This window comes from Mycobacteroides franklinii, assembly GCF_001853795.1.
In the GTDB taxonomy this organism is placed as follows: Bacteria; Actinomycetota; Actinomycetes; order Mycobacteriales; family Mycobacteriaceae; genus Mycobacterium; species Mycobacterium franklinii.
The window spans coordinates 48,627-65,127 of sequence record NZ_MLIK01000019.1 but is presented as its reverse complement, the minus strand read 5'-3'; the positions used below and the strand labels follow the sequence as shown (position 1 = coordinate 65,127).

The 16,501-nt window shown below is 63.8% G+C and carries 15 protein-coding genes; 11 read left to right on the top strand and 4 right to left on the bottom strand.

Going from position 1 to position 16,501, the window contains the following annotated elements; all coding sequences use genetic code 11:
* Positions 1-94 precede the first annotated feature (94 nt).
* Positions 95-1,351, top strand: coding sequence for a cytochrome P450 (locus BKG76_RS08130; RefSeq protein ID WP_070937208.1), 1,257 nt, complete (start codon positions 95-97; stop codon positions 1,349-1,351).
* Positions 1,352-1,397: 46 nt separating this feature from the next.
* On the opposite strand, the gene BKG76_RS08125 is transcribed toward BKG76_RS08130, so the two are convergent.
* Positions 1,398-2,558 carry a steroid 3-ketoacyl-CoA thiolase gene (locus BKG76_RS08125; protein ID WP_070937207.1) on the bottom strand — a complete coding sequence of 387 codons (1,161 nt, stop codon included), beginning with the start codon at positions 2,556-2,558 and terminating at the stop codon, positions 1,398-1,400.
* Positions 2,559-2,775: 217 nt separating this feature from the next.
* Between BKG76_RS08125 and BKG76_RS08120 the strand changes: the two genes are divergently transcribed.
* The 6 genes from BKG76_RS08120 to BKG76_RS08095 are packed head-to-tail and all read left to right on the top strand — an operon-like array spanning position 2,776 to position 8,828.
* Positions 2,776-4,035, top strand: a complete 1,260-nt coding sequence (locus BKG76_RS08120; protein WP_070937206.1) for a cytochrome P450 — start codon at positions 2,776-2,778, stop codon at positions 4,033-4,035.
* Positions 4,036-4,058: 23 nt separating this feature from the next.
* Positions 4,059-5,120 carry an acyl-CoA dehydrogenase family protein gene (locus tag BKG76_RS08115; RefSeq protein WP_070937205.1) on the top strand — a complete coding sequence of 354 codons (1,062 nt, stop codon included), beginning with the start codon at positions 4,059-4,061 and terminating at the stop codon, positions 5,118-5,120.
* Between the two features lie 9 nt (positions 5,121-5,129).
* A complete protein-coding gene (fadE29, locus tag BKG76_RS08110; RefSeq protein WP_070937204.1) occupies positions 5,130-6,293 on the top strand; it encodes an acyl-CoA dehydrogenase FadE29 in 1,164 nt (387 codons plus the stop codon).
* Positions 6,294-6,295: 2 nt separating this feature from the next.
* A complete protein-coding gene (locus tag BKG76_RS08105) occupies positions 6,296-7,240 on the top strand; it encodes a bifunctional MaoC family dehydratase N-terminal/OB-fold nucleic acid binding domain-containing protein (protein ID WP_330220045.1) in 945 nt (314 codons plus the stop codon).
* Between the two features lie 26 nt (positions 7,241-7,266).
* Complete coding sequence (locus tag BKG76_RS08100) at positions 7,267-7,671, top strand: MaoC family dehydratase (RefSeq protein ID WP_070937202.1); 405 nt, start codon at positions 7,267-7,269, stop codon at positions 7,669-7,671.
* Positions 7,672-7,673: 2 nt separating this feature from the next.
* On the top strand, positions 7,674-8,828 hold the full coding sequence (locus BKG76_RS08095) for a lipid-transfer protein (protein ID WP_206676211.1): 1,155 nt from the start codon (positions 7,674-7,676) through the stop codon (positions 8,826-8,828).
* Positions 8,829-8,832: 4 nt separating this feature from the next.
* Here the strand turns inward: BKG76_RS08095 and BKG76_RS08090 are convergent, their stop codons facing one another.
* Positions 8,833-9,516 carry an Rv3717 family N-acetylmuramoyl-L-alanine amidase gene (locus tag BKG76_RS08090; RefSeq protein ID WP_070937200.1) on the bottom strand — a complete coding sequence of 228 codons (684 nt, stop codon included), beginning with the start codon at positions 9,514-9,516 and terminating at the stop codon, positions 8,833-8,835.
* Between the two features lie 221 nt (positions 9,517-9,737).
* Here BKG76_RS08090 and BKG76_RS08085 point away from each other — a divergent pair, with 221 nt between their 5' ends.
* Complete coding sequence (locus BKG76_RS08085; protein WP_070937199.1) at positions 9,738-10,496, top strand: hypothetical protein; 759 nt, start codon at positions 9,738-9,740, stop codon at positions 10,494-10,496.
* A gap of 9 nt (positions 10,497-10,505) precedes the next feature.
* Here the strand turns inward: BKG76_RS08085 and BKG76_RS08080 are convergent, their stop codons facing one another.
* Complete coding sequence (locus BKG76_RS08080) at positions 10,506-11,363, bottom strand: MaoC/PaaZ C-terminal domain-containing protein (RefSeq protein ID WP_070937198.1); 858 nt, start codon at positions 11,361-11,363, stop codon at positions 10,506-10,508.
* Between the two features lie 9 nt (positions 11,364-11,372).
* Positions 11,373-13,061: a 3-oxosteroid 1-dehydrogenase gene (kstD, locus tag BKG76_RS08075; RefSeq protein WP_070939046.1), complete on the bottom strand. Its 1,689-nt coding sequence runs from the start codon at positions 13,059-13,061 to the stop codon at positions 11,373-11,375.
* 88 nt (positions 13,062-13,149) lie between these two features.
* Between kstD and BKG76_RS08070 the strand changes: the two genes are divergently transcribed.
* The 3 genes from BKG76_RS08070 to BKG76_RS08060 are packed head-to-tail and all read left to right on the top strand — an operon-like array spanning position 13,150 to position 16,500.
* The gene (locus tag BKG76_RS08070; protein WP_070937197.1) at positions 13,150-14,796 is read left to right on the top strand and encodes an FAD-binding protein; all 1,647 of its coding nucleotides are present in this window, start codon (positions 13,150-13,152) and stop codon (positions 14,794-14,796) included.
* A complete protein-coding gene (locus tag BKG76_RS08065; protein WP_070937196.1) occupies positions 14,796-15,581 on the top strand; it encodes a 2-keto-4-pentenoate hydratase in 786 nt (261 codons plus the stop codon). The genes BKG76_RS08070 and BKG76_RS08065 overlap by 1 nt, the downstream gene beginning before the upstream one ends.
* A 10-nt stretch (positions 15,582-15,591) precedes the next feature.
* Positions 15,592-16,500: an acetaldehyde dehydrogenase (acetylating) gene (locus tag BKG76_RS08060; RefSeq protein ID WP_070937195.1), complete on the top strand. Its 909-nt coding sequence runs from the start codon at positions 15,592-15,594 to the stop codon at positions 16,498-16,500.
* The last annotated feature ends 1 nt before the right edge of the window (position 16,501 follow it).

The following is a 16,501-nucleotide window of genomic DNA, read 5'->3' as shown; positions in this document are numbered from 1 at the left end:
TTTTCTGCCGCGCACCCTTGTCCTGGGGTCGATTTCTGTGCTTCACTGCGACTAGAGCCAGTAGTGAAATGCATCACAGGCCGGGAGGTACAGCGTGGTACAGGCCCAACATCCCCATTTGCCGGACGGTATCGACTTCACCGATCCCGAACTATTCGTGCGTGGGATTCCCGAGCGCGAGCTCGCCGAGCTGCGCCGCGTAGCTCCCGTGTGGTGGAACCGAACACCGCATGGAGTCGCCGGGTTCGATGACGATGGCTTCTGGGTAGTGACAAAACATAAAGATGTCAAAGAGGTTTCGGTACGCAGCGATGTGTTCTCGAGCGAGGCGAATACATCACTCCCGCGCTATCCGGCCACCGCTGCGCGCGAGATGATCGAAGCGTCCTCGCATGTGGTCATGCTCTATATGGACCCGCCACGGCACACCAGGCTGAGGCAGATCATCAGCAAGGGCTTCACCCCTCGTGCGATCGGCAGACTGAGGGAAGAGCTGAACGACCGCGCCCAGGCGATCGCGAAGGCGGCGGCGCGGACACAGCATGGGGATTTCGTCGAACACGTCGCGTGCGAGCTGCCGTTGCAGGCCCTTGCGGGTCTGCTGGGCACGCCTCAAGAGGAGCGGGAGAAGCTCTTTCACTGGTCCAACATGCTCGTGGGGTCGGAGGAATCCGAAGAGGACGCGCAGACCGCACGTGTCGAACTGCTGACGTATGCCATGCGAATGGCGGCGAGCAAAATTGCCGAGCCGGGTGATGACATCTGCACGGCGTTGGTGAATGCCGATGTGGACGGGCAGAAGCTCTCCGAGGACGAGTTCGGGTTCTTTGTCATGATGCTGGCGGTGGCGGGCAATGAGACCACGCGCAACTCGATCACACACGGCATGCGCGCGTTCACGCAGTTCCCGGAGCAGTGGGAGCTGTACAAGAAGGAACGTCCAGAGACGGCCGCCGACGAGATCGTACGGTGGGCCACTCCGGTCACGTCATTTCAGCGGACAGCGTTGCAGGACACCGAACTTGGTGGTGTGCAGATCAAGAAGGGGCAGCGCGTCGTCATGATGTACCGCAGCGCCAACTTCGATGAGGACGTCTTTGCGGATCCGTTCATTTTCGACATCATGCGAACCCCGAATCCGCACGTCGGCTTCGGCGGTACCGGCGAGCACTATTGTGTCGGTGCGAATCTGGCGCGGATGACCGTCAACCTGATGTTCAACGCCATCGCAGACCACCTGCCCGATCTCGCCTCTGCCGGGGAACCAGAGCGGCTGCGGTCGGGATGGCTCAACGGCGTCAAGCACTGGGAGGTCGACTTCTGCCCGGCGGGATTCGGGCGTGCCAGCTGACGAAAAAGCCCCCGACACGGTGATGTCGGGGGCTTTCACGAAGGTACTAGATCCGCTCGATGATGGTGCCGGTGGACAGCGCGCCCCCAGCGCACATGGTGATCAAAGCCGTTGACTTGTCGGTGCGTTCGAGCTCGTACAGCGCCGTGGTGATCAGACGACTGCCGGTGCTGCCCACCGGGTGACCCAGGGCGATGGCACCGCCGTTGACGTTCACGCGATCGAAGTCCGGCTTGTGCACCGCGGCCCATGACAGCACCACGGATGCGAAGGCCTCGTTGATCTCGACGACGTCGATATCGCCGATCTTCATACCGGCGCGATCCAGCACACGTTGCGTCGACTGCACCGGACCGTCCAGGTGGTAGTACGGCTCGGCGCCGACCAAGGCCTGAGACACGATGCGGGCGCGTGGCTTCAGGCCCAGGGCGCGGGCCTTGTCTTCGTCCATGAGCAGTACCGCGGCAGCTCCGTCAGAAATCTGCGAGGACGTGCCTGCGGTGTGAATACCTTCCGGCATAACCGGTTTCAGGTTCCCGAGGGACTCCAGGGTGGTGTCACGCAGGCCCTGATCGCGGCTGACCGTCAAGGTCTCGCCGGTCGGATTGCCCTCCTTGTCCACCCGCGGGGCGGCCAGCGAGGTGATCTCGCGATCGAAGCGACCTTCGGCCCAGGCCTGTTTGGCCAGTGCCTGCGAGCGGACGCCCAGGCCGTCCACGTCGGCGCGGGTGATGCCGCGACGCTTGGCAATGCGCTCGGCTGCCTCGAACTGGTTCGGCATGTCGATATCCCACGAGGCGGGGCGCGGAATGCCAGTGCCGCCGACGTTGGCGCCGAGCGGTACGCGGCTCATCGATTCGATACCGCAGGCGATGCCGGTGTCGATGGCACCCGAGTAGATCAGCCCGGCGATGAGGTGGTTGGCCTGCTGCGCGCTGCCGCACTGGCAGTCGATGGTGGTGGCGCCGGCGGCCTCGGGCAGCCCGGCGTGCAGCCATGCCTGCCGGGTGATGTGCCCGCCCTGCTCGCCGAACTGGGTCACACAGCCGCCGATGACTTGCTCGACCTCGTGGGGATCTAGGCCCGCGCGCGCAATCACCGACTTCTGGATGCTGCCCAGCAGCTCGGCGGGATGTAGGCCCGCGAGCCATCCACCGCGTTTGCCGATGGGGCTGCGCGTCGCTTCGACGATGACCGGATTACCCATGGAGCTGCTCCTTTGCGCTCTGAACGTTGACCTCACGGTAGAACACGTTTCAGTCCGGAAGCAATGAGAACGTGTTCTCACCCCGCGCACCCCGTTTTGTCTGCGCTGATCGTGTGCTTCAATGGGGCTAGAGAGTGTCGTAGCTCACTCGGCTCTCACTAGATGCTCTAACCAGATCGTCCCTGAAAGACGCCCCGAAAGGCCATAGGAGTTCAACGTGGTGCACCCCAGCCTTCCCGCCGGATTCGACTTCACCGACCCGGAGGTTTACGCAGAACGGCTCCCCATCGAGGAGCTCAAGGAGCTTCGGAAGACGGCTCCGATTTGGTGGCAGGAGCAGCCCGACGGCGTCGGCGGCTTCAACGACGGCGGATACTGGGTAATTTCCAAGCACAAGGACGTCAAGGAGGTATCGCTGCGCAGTGATGTCTTCTCGAGCTGGGAAAACACCGCCATCCCGCGGTTCAGCGATGACATGACGCGAGAAGCGATCGAGCTGCAGCGCTACGTCATGCTCAACATGGACGCCCCGCACCACACCCGGCTGCGCAAGATCATTTCCCGCGGTTTCACCCCGCGTGCCATCGGCCGTCTGCGGGACGAGCTGAACGAGCGTGCGCAAGAGATCGCCAAGAACGCAGCGGCGAGCGGCACCGGCGACTTCGTTGAGCAGGTGTCCTGTGAGTTGCCACTGCAGGCCATCGCCGGTCTGCTCGGGGTGCCCATTGAGGATCGCGGCAAGCTGTTCAACTGGTCCAACGAGATGACGTCGTACGACGATCCGGAATACGCCGATATCGACCCGGCGGCCTCGTCGATGGAGATCCTGGCCTACTCGATGGAGATGGCCAAGCAGAAGACCGAGAATCCGGGCGAGGACATCGTGACCACCCTCATCAACGCCGAGATCGAGGGTGAGGGCAAGCTCTCCGATGACGAGTTCGGCTTCTTCGTGATCATGCTCGCGGTGGCCGGCAACGAGACTTCCCGCAACTCGATCACCCAGGGCATGATGGCCTTCACCCAGTTCCCGGAGCAGTGGGAGCTGTACAAGAAGGAGCGCCCGGAGACGGCGGCCGACGAGATCGTGCGCTGGGCCACCCCCGTTACCTCCTTCCAGCGGACGGCGTTGGAGGACACCGAGCTCGATGGCGTGCAGATCAAGAAGGGTCAGCGCGTCGTCATGATGTACCGCTCGGCCAACTTCGACGAAGAGGTCTTCGAGGATCCATTCAGCTTCAACATCATGCGTAACCCCAACCCGCACATGGGCTTCGGCGGCAGCGGTGCGCACTACTGCATCGGCGCCAACCTGGCCCGACTGACCATCAACCTGATGTTCAATGCGATCGCCGATCACATGCCGAACCTGGTTCCGGCGGGTGACCCGAAGCGTCTGCAGTCCGGCTGGCTCAACGGCATCAAGCACTGGCAGGTTGATTTCACCGGCGCCAGCGGCTGCCCGGTTCTGCAGTAGCTTTTCAAAAGGAAACGAGCATAATGGATTTCGCTTTCGCGGAGGAGCAGCAGGCTGTCTCTGACGTGGTCGAAGCGGTGCTTACCGACCGTGAGTTCATCGGTGTGGTGCCCGGGATCGGATACGACGAAGACACCTGGCGCGCACTGTCTGCCAATGGGGTCCTGAATCTGGCGCTGCCTGAACGCTTGGGTGGTGATGGGCTGGGTCTGGCCGAGGTATCGGTGGCACTGAGGGTGCTCGGGAAGCATGGCACCCTGACGCCCGCGCTGGCCACGCTCGGATTCGGCGTAGTTCCGCTGGCGGAGTTGGCCTCCGAGCAGCAGCAGGAAAGGTTCCTCGACGGAGTCGGCTCCGGTGCGATCCTGACGGCGGCTCTGGATGAGCCCGGGTCCGCGTTGCCTTCGTCACCCGCGGTATCCGCCGTGCGTGACGGGTCCTCGTTGGTGTTGAACGGCCGCAAGATCGGCGTTCTGCATGCGGCTGAGGCGAATTGGATACTTGTCACCACCGACAATGGCGTCGTTGTGGTGGCACCTAACACCCCCGGTGTGACGATCACCCGGACACCGACGTCCAGCAAGGCCGCCGAATACGCGGTGACCTTCGCCGATGCGTCGGTGCCTGCCGAGGATGTGCTGGGTGATTCGGTTGAGCGAGTGAATCAGCTGGCGTTGGCGGCAATCGGCTCCTACGCGGACGGATTGGTCTCCGGAGCATTGCGCCTGACGGCTGATCATGTGTCCAACAGGGTGCAGTTCGGCAAGCCGCTGGCCACCTTCCAGGCGGTCTCGCAGCAGCTGGCGGATGTGTATGTGGTCTCGCGGACGCTGAATCTCGGTGTCAAATCTGCTGTTTGGCGCCTGTCTGAGGGGTTGGACGCCACCGAGGACCTGGACATTGTGGCGTTCTGGATGGCCTTGGAGGCTCAGCGGGTTATGCAGATCTGCCATCACCTGCACGGTGGTCTTGGTGTTGACATCACGTACCCGATGAACCGTTACTACTCGACGATCAAGGACCTGAGCCGTCTGGTCGGCGGGTCTTCCGAGCGCCTAGATGTTCTTGCCGCGGCGCAGGGTTAGGAGCCAGCGATGCTGATTGACCTCACGCCGGAACAGGCGAAGTTGCAAAGCGATCTGCGACAGTACTTCTCGAACCTCGTCACCGCCGATGAGACCCGCGACATGATGGTCGACCGTCACAGCTCGTCCTATGAGGCCGTGGTCCGCCGGATGGGGCGGGACGGCTGGCTCGGAGTCGGCTGGCCCAAGGAGTACGGCGGACATGGATTCGGTCCGCTGGAGCAACAGATCTTCATGAATGAGGTCATCCGTGCCGACGTGCCGATGCCCCTGGTGACGCTGCAGACCGTCGGTCCGACCCTGCAGAAGTACGGGACGGAAGAGCAGAAGAAGAAGTTTCTGCCCGGAATCCTCGCCGGTGAGATCCATTTCGCCATTGGGTACACCGAACCGGAGGCAGGGACCGACCTGGCGTCCTTGCGTACCACCGCGGTGCGCGACGGCGACCACTATGTCGTCAACGGGCAGAAGATCTTCACCACCGGTGCGCACCAGGCCCAGTACATTTGGCTGGCCTGCAGGACGGACCCAAGCGCCCCTAAACATAAGGGCATCTCGATTCTGATCGTCGACACCAAGGATCCGGGCTACTCGTGGACGCCGATCATCACCAATGATGGCGCACACCACACCAATGCCACCTACTACTCCGATGTTCGGGTTCCGGTGGAAATGCTGGTGGGCGAGGAGAACCTGGGCTGGAAGCTGATCACCACCCAGCTGAATCATGAGCGGGTGTCACTCGGCCCGTCCGGACGGATCGCGGGCATGTACGACCGCGTGTATGAATGGGCCGCGAAGCCTGGGCCCGACGGTGTGGCACCGCTGTCGCATGAGGACGTGCGACGGGTACTGGGTGAGATGAAGGCGGTCTGGCGGCTCAACGAGTTGCTCAACTGGCAGGTGGCCTCATCGGGCGATGACATCAGCATGGCTGATGCCGCAGCGACGAAGATCCTTGCCACCGAATGGATTCAGAAGCTTGGTCGACTGAGTGAAGGCGTTGTGGGCCGCTATGGCGATCCCGCCGACGCGAACACCGCAGAGACGTTGGAATGGCTTGATGCACAAACCAAGCGCCACCTGGTGATCACCTTTGGTGGCGGCGTGAACGAGGTGATGCGAGAGATGGTGGCAACGGCAGGGCTCGGTACTCCGAGGGCTCCACGATGACCGTGGTGGATATCCAGGAAGGCTTCGCCAAGATCAAGGCGGACGGCCCCAGTGCACCTCGCTTGGCGCGGGATCCGGTGAACCAGGCCATGATCAACAACTGGGTTGAGGCGATGGGGGATCGCAACCCGATCTACGTCGACGAACAAGCCGCCAAGGCCGCCGGGCATCCGGGCATCGTCGCGCCTCCGGCCATGGCTCAGGTGTGGACCATGGCCGGGCTGTACGGCGAGCGTTCCGGGGACGACCCGCTGGGCCTGGTGATGGAGCTGCTTGATTCGGCGGGCTACGAGTCGGTGGTCGCGACCAACTACGAGCAGATCTATCACCGCTACCTGCAGTTGGGTGAGCAGGTCACCACCACCAATGAGGTGACCGAGGTCTTCGGCCCGAAGCAGACTGCTCTGGGCGAGAGCTGGTTCATCAACATCCACGCCGAGTGGCATGTGGGCGACGAGCTCGTCAACGAAATGAACTGGCGCATCATGAAGTTCCGGCCCGGTGCCAAGCAGTCGGCCAACGTACCCGAGGATCTGGATCCGTCGAAACTGATGCGTCCTTCGTGGTCGCGCGACAGTGCGTACTTCTGGGAAGGCGTCGCGGCACACGAGCTGCGGTTGCAGGAGCGCCCGGACGGTTCATTGCAGCATCCGCCGGTTCCCGCGGTATGGCAGGACAAAGACGCCGCGATCGCCTATCAGGTGGCTAGCGGCCGCGGCACGGTGTACAGCTACGTGGTGCATCACGCGCCTCAGGTGCCCGGTCGCACACTGCCTTTCGTGATCGCGCTGGTGGAGCTCGAAGAGGGTGTCAGGATGCTCGGTGAGCTTCGCGGGGTCTCGCCCGATGATGTTCAGATCGGGTTGCCCGTTCAGGTCACCTATCTGGACTTCCCGGCCGAGGGCGAGAGCCCGGCATGGACCCTGTACGCCTGGGAGGCAGTGTGAGTACCAGTGAGCGACTTGAGCAAAGAGTGCGAGCAGAAGTTGGCGACAAGCTGCCGGAGTTGAAACTCGAAGGCACTCCGACGTTCATTGTGTCGACGGCGCTCGCGACCCGCGATTTCCAGGATGTGCACCATGATCGGGATCTGGCGCAGGCCAAGGGATCCAAGGACATTTTCATCAACATCCTGTCCGACACCGGTCTGGTCGAGCGATTCGTCACCGACTGGGCCGGACCTTCCGCCCGCGTGAAATCGATTTCTCTGCGCCTGGGTGTGCCGTGGTATGCCTACGACACCACGGTGTTCACCGGCGAGGTGACGTCCGTCGAAGACGGTGTCGTGGAAGTGGATGTGGTGGGCAACAACAGCCTTGGCGCACACGTCACCGCCAAGGTCAAGCTGGCAATGGGACCTGAGGGGAACGCCGCGTGAGTTTGTCGGGTAAGGCCCATATCGCCGGCATCGGCGCCACCGACTTCTCGAAGAAGTCAGGACGATCAGAGCTGAGACTGGCTGCCGAAGCAGTGCTCGATGCTCTCGACGATGCGGGGCTCTCACCGTCGGATGTCGACGGCTTGGTGACCTTCACCATGGACTCGAATCTCGAGACGGCCGTCGCGCGTGCCACCGGTATCGGCGAGCTGAAATTTTTCAGCCAGATCGGGTACGGCGGCGGGGCCGCAGCCGCGACCGTGCAGCAGGCCGCGTTGGCGGTAGCCGCTGGTGTTGCGGAAGTCGTTGTCGCATACCGGGCCTTCAACGAACGCTCGGAGTTCCGGTTCGGCCAGGTGATGACCGGATTGAGTTCGACCGCCGACTCGCGTGGCGTGGAATACAGCTGGTCGTATCCGCACGGGCTGAGCACGCCGGCAGCCTCGGTGGCGATGATCGCTCGCCGGTACATGCATGAATACGGGGCCACGAGTGCAGATTTCGGCGCCGTATCGGTGGCCGATCGCAAGCATGCCGCGACCAACCCCAAGGCTTTCTTCTACGGCAAGCCGATCACCATCGAGGACCACCAGAATTCGCGGATGATCGCGGATCCGGTGCGGCTGCTGGACTGCTGCCAGGAAAGCGACGGCGGGGTGGCGATCGTGGTGACCACGCCGGAGCGAGCGAAGGACCTCAAGAATCGGCCGGTGGTCATCGAAGCCGCCGCGCAGGGTTCGGGCGAGGACCAGTTCACCATGTACTCGTACTACCGCGACGAGCTTGGCCTGCCTGAGATGGGTCTGGTCGGTCGGCAGCTGTGGGGTCAATCGGGCCTGACACCCAATGACATTCAGACCGCGATCCTGTACGACCACTTCACGCCGTACACGCTGCTGCAGCTAGAAGAGCTGGGCTTCTGCGGTAAGGGCGAGGCCAAGGACTTCATCGCCCACGGCGCCATCGAATTGGGCGGCAAGCTGCCGATCAACACGCACGGTGGTCAGCTCGGTGAGGCCTACATCCACGGTATGAACGGCATCGCCGAGGGTGTGCGTCAGCTGCGCGGTACGTCGGTCAACCAGGTACCCAACGTCGAGCACGTGCTCGTCACCGCGGGCACCGGAGTGCCGACGTCCGGCCTCATCCTGGGGTAACCGACTAACTCAGGAATCTGGCTATGCCCTGTGCGATCGCCGCTGCCAGCCGGGCCTGGCCATCGGAACTGGACAGCATGGCGGCGTCGTCGCTGTTCTTCATGTTCCCGCATTCGATGAGGATTGCCGGGTACTGGGCGAGGTTCAGGCCGGCCAGGTCGGAACGTCCGTAGAGGCCGTCGTTTCCGCGATAGGTCGACGGCTGGAATCCCGAGGCCTTGAGCTGGTCTCGCATCGTGCTGGCCAAGCGCAGCGTCGGAGCCCCCTGCGCCTCGTTGATCGGCGGATTCGAGTAGTTGACGTGAAATCCGCGGCCGTCGCGGGGGCCGCCGTCGGCGTGGATGCTGACAATCGCGTCGGGCTTGAGGGAGTTACCGGTCGCGGCACGCTGATCGATGCATGGTCCGAGTGCGTTGTCGTTACCGCGTGAGAGCGCGGTGCGCACCCCGGCCACGGTAAGTGCCTGGCGGATGTGCAGCACCACATTCCAGTTGAAGGTGTGCTCGGGAAAGCCGGCATCGGTTGCGGTGCCGCTGGTCTGGCAGTCCTTGGTGCGTCCCCGGCCGTCGCTGACCTGCCGGGTGATCGAGCCGTCGTTGGCACCGTTGTGGCCGGGATCGAGGAAGACGATCTTGCCCGCGATGGGGGATGCGTGCGCCAGTGCGGCGGTGGACAGCATGGCGGGCATGCTCAACAGGACGGGCACGCTCGAGGCGTACTTGAGGACATCACGTCGCGAGAGGCAGCGGGACCGCTTGGCGGGACCGCACGGGGAGGTCTGCACGCGGGAAAGGTATGCCCCGAACCTGGGGTACGGGACTCAGACATGTGGCTCGGCTGAACTGTGACCGAGACGAGACCGTATCGCAGTCACAGCTTTCTGACAGAAAGCCGGGTAATGCTTGGCCGATGACGTATCGGGAGGCTGCCACCGCGGCACGCGTACCGACTCGCCTGCTCAGGGACCTCGCCGAGACCTTTCGGCCGCCACGGCGATGGCTCGAGGGGTTGGGACTGAACCTGGCGCTGTCGATCGCCTACCTGATCATCTGGCAGCCCATCGCCCAACACGGGCGCAAGCGCGACTGGGCGCTGCTGGTCGGCACGTACTTCGCGATGTTCATCTTTGCCGATGTGTCCGTGACCAACATGCTGGGTCTGGATGCCGATCGGGTCAGGCACGCGCTGCGAGGGCATCGGTCCCCTCTGTACGTCTTGCTCGTCAAGAACATCGCACTGTTCCTTGTCGCCGGATTGCCGACGCTCATGCTCACGGCTGTGCTGACCGTTCACCGCCAGCAGGCAACCCAGACCGCGATCACGGTGCCCGATGTCGCCGTGCACATCGTGAGCTGGCTGGGCCTGGGCAATCTGGTGTCGGTGCTGCTCCCCATGGTGGCCCGGCCGCTGTGCGAACGGTGGCGGCAACGCGGTGACCTGCTGGCCACCGCACGATGGCTCGTTTATCTGGCCCTGCCGTACGGCGTCTACTACCTCGTGGCGCCGGTGGGCGGTATCCCGCGAGCGATATTCGGGCGCAACGTTTTCCATTCCATGCCACTCACCGAGCGCTCCCTACTGGAGCTCGGCTTGGGCATCGCGGTGTGGACTGTCGGCACCGCACTCGCGCTGGGTGTGCATCGTTACCGCGGTTTACGGTGGTACTAGCCGGGGCCGCTACGTGTGCAGCAGCTCCACGTCGGCCAACGCGGGGGCGTCCTCGCGTTCGGCCACGACCGCCGAGATCAGCAGCTTGCCGTCTTCCTTCCAGATACGGGTCTTGAGCGTCTCGCCTGGGAAGACCACACCCGCGAACTTCGCGGCATAGGACGTCACCCGCGAGGCATCGCCGTCGAGTGCCGCGTCGACCGCCGCCTTGCACACCACGCCGTAGCTGCAGAGGCCATGCAGGATCGGGCGCGGGAAGCCCGCCGCCGCCGCGAAGGCGGGGTCGGAATGAAGCGGGTTGCGGTCGCCGCAGAGTCGGTACAGCAATGCCTGCTGGGGCAGGATGTGCGTCGAGACTTCGAGATCCGGGGTGCGATCGGGGTTTCCGCCTGAGGCGGACGGTCCGCGCTCACCGCCGAAGCCGCCCTCGCCGCGCGCGAAGATGGACCGACGGATGGTCCAGAGCGGGCCCTGGTCATCGGAAGTCGTTGTCTCCGTGACGATGACAGCAGCCTTACCCTTGTCCCAGATCTCCACGACCTTGCCCTCCGAGCGAGCGGAGCCCGATGCGGGCAAGGGCCGGTGTGCGGTCACCTGCTCGGTGCCGTGCAGGATCTTGGCCAGATCGATCTCGATGCCCGGGAACGACACCTTGGGCGGCTCCACCGTGTGGAAACCGGAGGCGACGGTCGCGAAGGTGGGCAGCACCTGTGGGGTCTTGTCCTTCAGGTAGCGCAGCTCGGTTTCGCTCACCGGATCGGCTCCCGCACCGATTGCCAGGTGATAGAGCTGCACATCGGACGCGGTCCACGAGAATTCGGCGGCCGGGGTGGCAGCACCCAGAGCGATATCGACGTTGATCGGCATGAACGGACCCTACTTCCCGGCGATATCGAGCGCGGCGAGGTAACCCCACGTCATGGCCGGGCCGATGGTGGCGCCCGGGCCGGCGTAGGTGTGCCCCATCACCGGGGTGCTGACATTGCCTGCGGCGTAAAGACCTTCGATGACGCTGTTGTCGTCGCGCAGCACACGGCCCTGGATATCGGTGCGCACGCCCCCCTTGGTGCCCAGGTCGCCCGGCACCATCTTGGCCGCGTAGAACGGACCCTTCGCAATCGCTCCCAAGTTGGGGTTGGGCTTGTTGGTGGGGTCGCCGTAGTAACGGTCGTAGGCGCTCTTGCCACGGCCAAAGTCTTCGTCGACACCGCTGCGGGCGAAACCGTTGAACCGCTCGACGGTCTGTACCAACGCGTCGACAGGGAGGTTCGTGAGTTCCGCCAACGCCTCTATGGTGTCGGCCTTGACGATGACGCCGGACTCGATCCACTTGCTCGGAATCTTTTGTCCCGGCTGCAATCCGGCGAAGATGTACCGGTTGCGGTACTCCTGGTCGAAGACGAGCCATGCGGGCAGGTTCTCGCCCGGTCCGGGGCCCTGGCCGTACTGGCCGCCGTACATGCGATGGGTGGCCTCGACATAGGGCAGTGACTCGTTCATGAAGCGCTTGCCCGAAGAGTTGACGATGATGGAACCGGGGGAGTTGCGTTCGGACAGCGCGAACCACGGACGGCCGACCAGCGGCACGGTCGGGCCCCACCACGAGTCCTCCATGAATTCCAGTGCGGCCCCCAGTTTTTCGGCGGCCAAGATGCCGTCACCGGTGTTGGCCTTGGCGCCCACGGTCCATTCGTTGGTGATGGGGGCGCGCTGGTACTTCACCCGCATCTGCTCGTTGTGCTCGAAACCGCCGGAGGCCAGGATGACGCCCTTGCGCGCCTTGATGACCGTCGGTTCGGCGGCCTCGGGAGTGCCTGCTTCACGCACGTAGACGCCCTTGACGGTGCCGTTCTCGATGTAGAGGTCGGTCAGCGCGGTGTTGAGCTTCACCGGGACCCCGGCGTCGCGCAGGCCGATGCGCAGTGCGGCCGACAGTGCCCGCCCCATGCCAACTAGCTTCTTGCCGGTGGCCTGCGCCCAGAAGGTGCGCACACCGACCCGCAAGCTGCGCAGCACACCACGCGGGTGGCGCTTGAGCTGATTCAGGCGCACGTAATCCTGCTGGCGCACGACGACATTCAGCGGAACCTTGCCGTACGGCGGCTCCAGATTGGGCAGTTCGTCGCCAAGCTTCTTGGCGTCGAAAGGCTTTGGTTCCACCGAGCGTCCGGCGGCCCGGCCGCCCGGTGCCTCGGGATAGTAATCGGAGTAGTTGGGTACCCAGTCGAGCTTCAACGGGGAGTTCGCGAGTACGAACGAGAGCATCTCCGGCCCGCGATCGAGGTAGGTGTCGATCTTCTCGCGTGGAACGACGTCGCCAATGATGTTGTAGAGGTACTCGCGGGCAGCCTCCGGGGTATCGGTCTGACGGGCCTTCTTGAGGACCTCGTTGTTGGGGATCCAGACGCCACCCCCGGAACGGGCGGTCGATCCACCGAAGTGAGGGGCCTTTTCGATCAGTACGGTGCTCAGCCCGTTGTGTGCCGCGGTGAGCGCCGCAACCATGCCGGCGCCACCACTCCCGACGACGACGACGTCGTACTCCTGCTCAGTCATGTAGAACACGTTATAGAATTGAGGCGGCCTGGCGCTACCGGCGTTGGCCAGTGGTTTCGCCGCCTGGACACTGTGATGTTGCGGTGAAAACAGAAACATGTTGCTGTTTTTGCTTTATGACGATGAGGGAGGCCCCGTGCCGGGTCGTTCGGACATGCCGTCGGCCGATGTCGTCATTGTCGGATACGGGGTGGCGGGAGCATCAGCCGCGCTCGCTGCCCTGGAGCGTGGGGCGTCGGTGGCGGTCCTGGAGCGATTCGACGGTGGCGGGGCTTCTGCCATCTCAGGGGGTATTTATTACGCCGGTGGTGGCACCAACATCCAGCGTGACGCGGGCGTCGAGGATACCCCGGAGCTGATGCTGGAGTACCTCCAATTGGAGGTCGGAGACGCCGTCAAACCCGAGACGCTGCAGAAGTTCGTCGACGGTAGCGTCGACACCCTGGATTGGCTGCAAGGTTACGGAGTTCCGTTCGAAGGTTCGCTGGCCCCGTTCAAGACTTCGTACCCCACCAACGACTACTACCTCTACTTTTCTGGCAGTGAATCCTCCGGCATGGCGCGTGCTGCCACGCCGCCCCGTCAGCGTGGGCATCGGGCCTTCGGCCGGGGCGTGTCCGGCAAGGCGTTGTTCGCGCCGTTGGCGGCCTCCGCGGAGCGTTTGGGCGCCGATGTGTGGCGGCAGACCCGGGCCACCGACCTGATCGTCGAGGACGGTCGCGTGGTCGGGGTGCGGGGGATGACGCTGAAGGATGCGCCGGGCTGGGTCCGGCGGCTGTATTCGCGGCTCACCGAATACGCGACCAAGCCGGGCATCTATTACCCGCCGATGCGAAAGGCGTTGGAGGGTCCCGCGTACGCGTTGGAACGTCGGTTCGCCAGGCCATTTGAGATCCGCGCCAACGACGGGGTGATTCTGTCCTCGGGTGGGTTCATCGCCAACCGCGAGCTGGTGCGGCGATATGCCCCGGCCTACCTGGACGGGTTGGAGCTGGGCACTGCCGGTGACGACGGAACCGCGCTGAAGCTCGCCGAGCCGTTGAACGCGGCCACCGGGCACCTCGACGAGATCTCGGCGTGGCGATTTATCGTGCCGCCTGCCGCGTTCCTCGGCTCGTTGCTGGTGGATGCCAAGGGGCAGAGGATGGTTGACGAGTCGCGTTATGGTGCCGCGCTGGGTAAGGCGATCGTGCAGAAGGCCGGCGGCGTCGGGTACTTGGTCGCCGACAAGGCGTTGGTGAAACGGGCCCGTCAGCAGTTGGGTTCACAGACACTGTGGTTCCAGCGCATTCAGGCCGAGGCCTTCCTCAACGTGGGCCGCAAGAAGGCCGGATCCATCGAAGAACTGGCGGCCAAGGCGGGCATTGAGCCGGATGCGCTCGCGCGCACCGTATCCGAACACAACCAGGCCGTTGCCGACGGCAGACCGGATCCTTTGGGGAAACCCGACGACATCAGGGTCCCCATCGGGCAGGGGCCGTTCTATCTGTTCAACGTGTCTATCAAGACCAACATGCTGAATCCGTGTCCCATGCTGACTCTTGGCGGGCTGGTGGTGGACGAGGAGACTGGTGCCGTGCAGACCACATCGGGCGCGGCGATCCCGGGGCTCTATGCCGCCGGGCGTGCGGCGGTGGGTATCTGCTCCAATTCGTATGTGAGCGGATTGTCCCTGGCCGACTGCGTCTTCTCCGGGCGCCGGGCCGGGACAGAGTCCCAATTAGACACAGTAAGGCGGTCATAATGCTCAACCCCGAAGTTCGCGATGCCATCGCGGCCGATCTGGCCGAGGCCGAGCGCACCCGGGTGGCGATCGCGCCACCCACCGACACGCATCCGGATTTCGACGTGGTCGACGCCTATGAGATCCAGCTGATGAATATTCGTTCCCGCCTAGCGGACGGAGCCAAGGTCGTCGGGCACAAGGTGGGCCTATCGTCCGAGGCGATGCAGAAGATGATGGGTGTCCACGAGCCGGACTACGGGCACCTGTTGGCCGATATGGAGTTGTTCGAGGACGTCGCGGCGTCGGCGTCCAAGTTCCTGTTCCCGCGGGTAGAGGTGGAGGTCGGATTCATCCTGGCCGCTGACCTGCCCGGCGAAGACTGCACCGAGGACGATGTGCTGGCGGCGACTGCGGCGTACGTACCGTCCATCGAGGTAGTGGACAGCCGGATCACCAACTGGCAGATCAAGATTTGCGACACCATCGCCGACAACGCGTCCTCGGCAGGGTTTGTCATTGGCAAGCAACGGGTTTCGCCAAAAGATATCGACATCAAGTCGATCGATGCGGTGCTGACCTGCAACGGCGAGAAGTTGGCCGAAGGTAGAAGCGATGCGGTGCTGGGCAATCCGGTGACATCGGTGGCATGGCTGGCGCGCAAGGTGGCCTCGTTCGGGGTACGTCTGCGGGCCGGTGACGTGGTGCTGCCGGGTTCGTGCACGCGGGCGTTCGACGCGCATCCGGGGGATGAGTTTATCGCCGAGTTCGCCGGACTTGGTTCGGTCCGACTGGCTTTCGAGTAGAGGAGAGATTGTGGCGTCAAAGGCATCTGTAGCGATTGTCGGTTCGGGAAACATCAGCACCGACCTGCTGTACAAGTTGCAGCGTTCCGAGTGGCTGGAGCCGCGGTGGATGATCGGCATCGACCCCGAGTCCGAAGGTCTCAAGCGTGCGCGCGGTTTCGGTCTGGAAACCTCGCATGAGGGCGTCGACTGGCTGCTGGCGCAGGACGAGAAGCCGGACCTGGTGTTCGAGGCCACGTCCGCGTACGTGCACAGGGCTGCCGCGCCCCGGTACGAGGAAGCGGGTATCCGGGCGATCGACCTGACCCCCGCCGCAGTAGGTCCGGCGGTGGTACCGCCCGCGAATCTCCGTGCGCACCTTGATGCTCCGAACGTCAACATGATCACCTGCGGTGGTCAGGCGACCATTCCGATCGTGTATGCGGTATCCCGTGTCGTCGAGGTGCCCTACGCCGAGATCGTGGCCTCGGTCGCGTCGGTGTCGGCAGGACCGGGCACACGTGCCAACATCGACGAGTTCACCAAGACCACGTCCAAGGGTGTTGAGGTGATCGGCGGCGCCAAGCGCGGCAAGGCGATCATCATCCTGAACCCAGCCGATCCGCCGATGATCATGCGCGACACCATCTTCTGTGCGATCCCCGAGGATGCCGACCGTGATGCAATCACCGCCTCGATTCATGACGTGGTGAGCCAGGTTCAGCAGTACGTGCCCGGATACCGGCTGCTCAACGAGCCGCAGTTCGATGAGCCTTCGGTGGTGAACGGTGGCAATCACGTCGTCACCACCTTCGTTGAGGTGGAGGGCGCGGGCGACTTCCTGCCGCCGTACGCCGGGAACCTGGACATCATGACCGCGGCCGCCACCAAGGTCGGCGAGGAGATCGCCAAAGAACTTCTATCTGCAAAGGTTTCGTGAA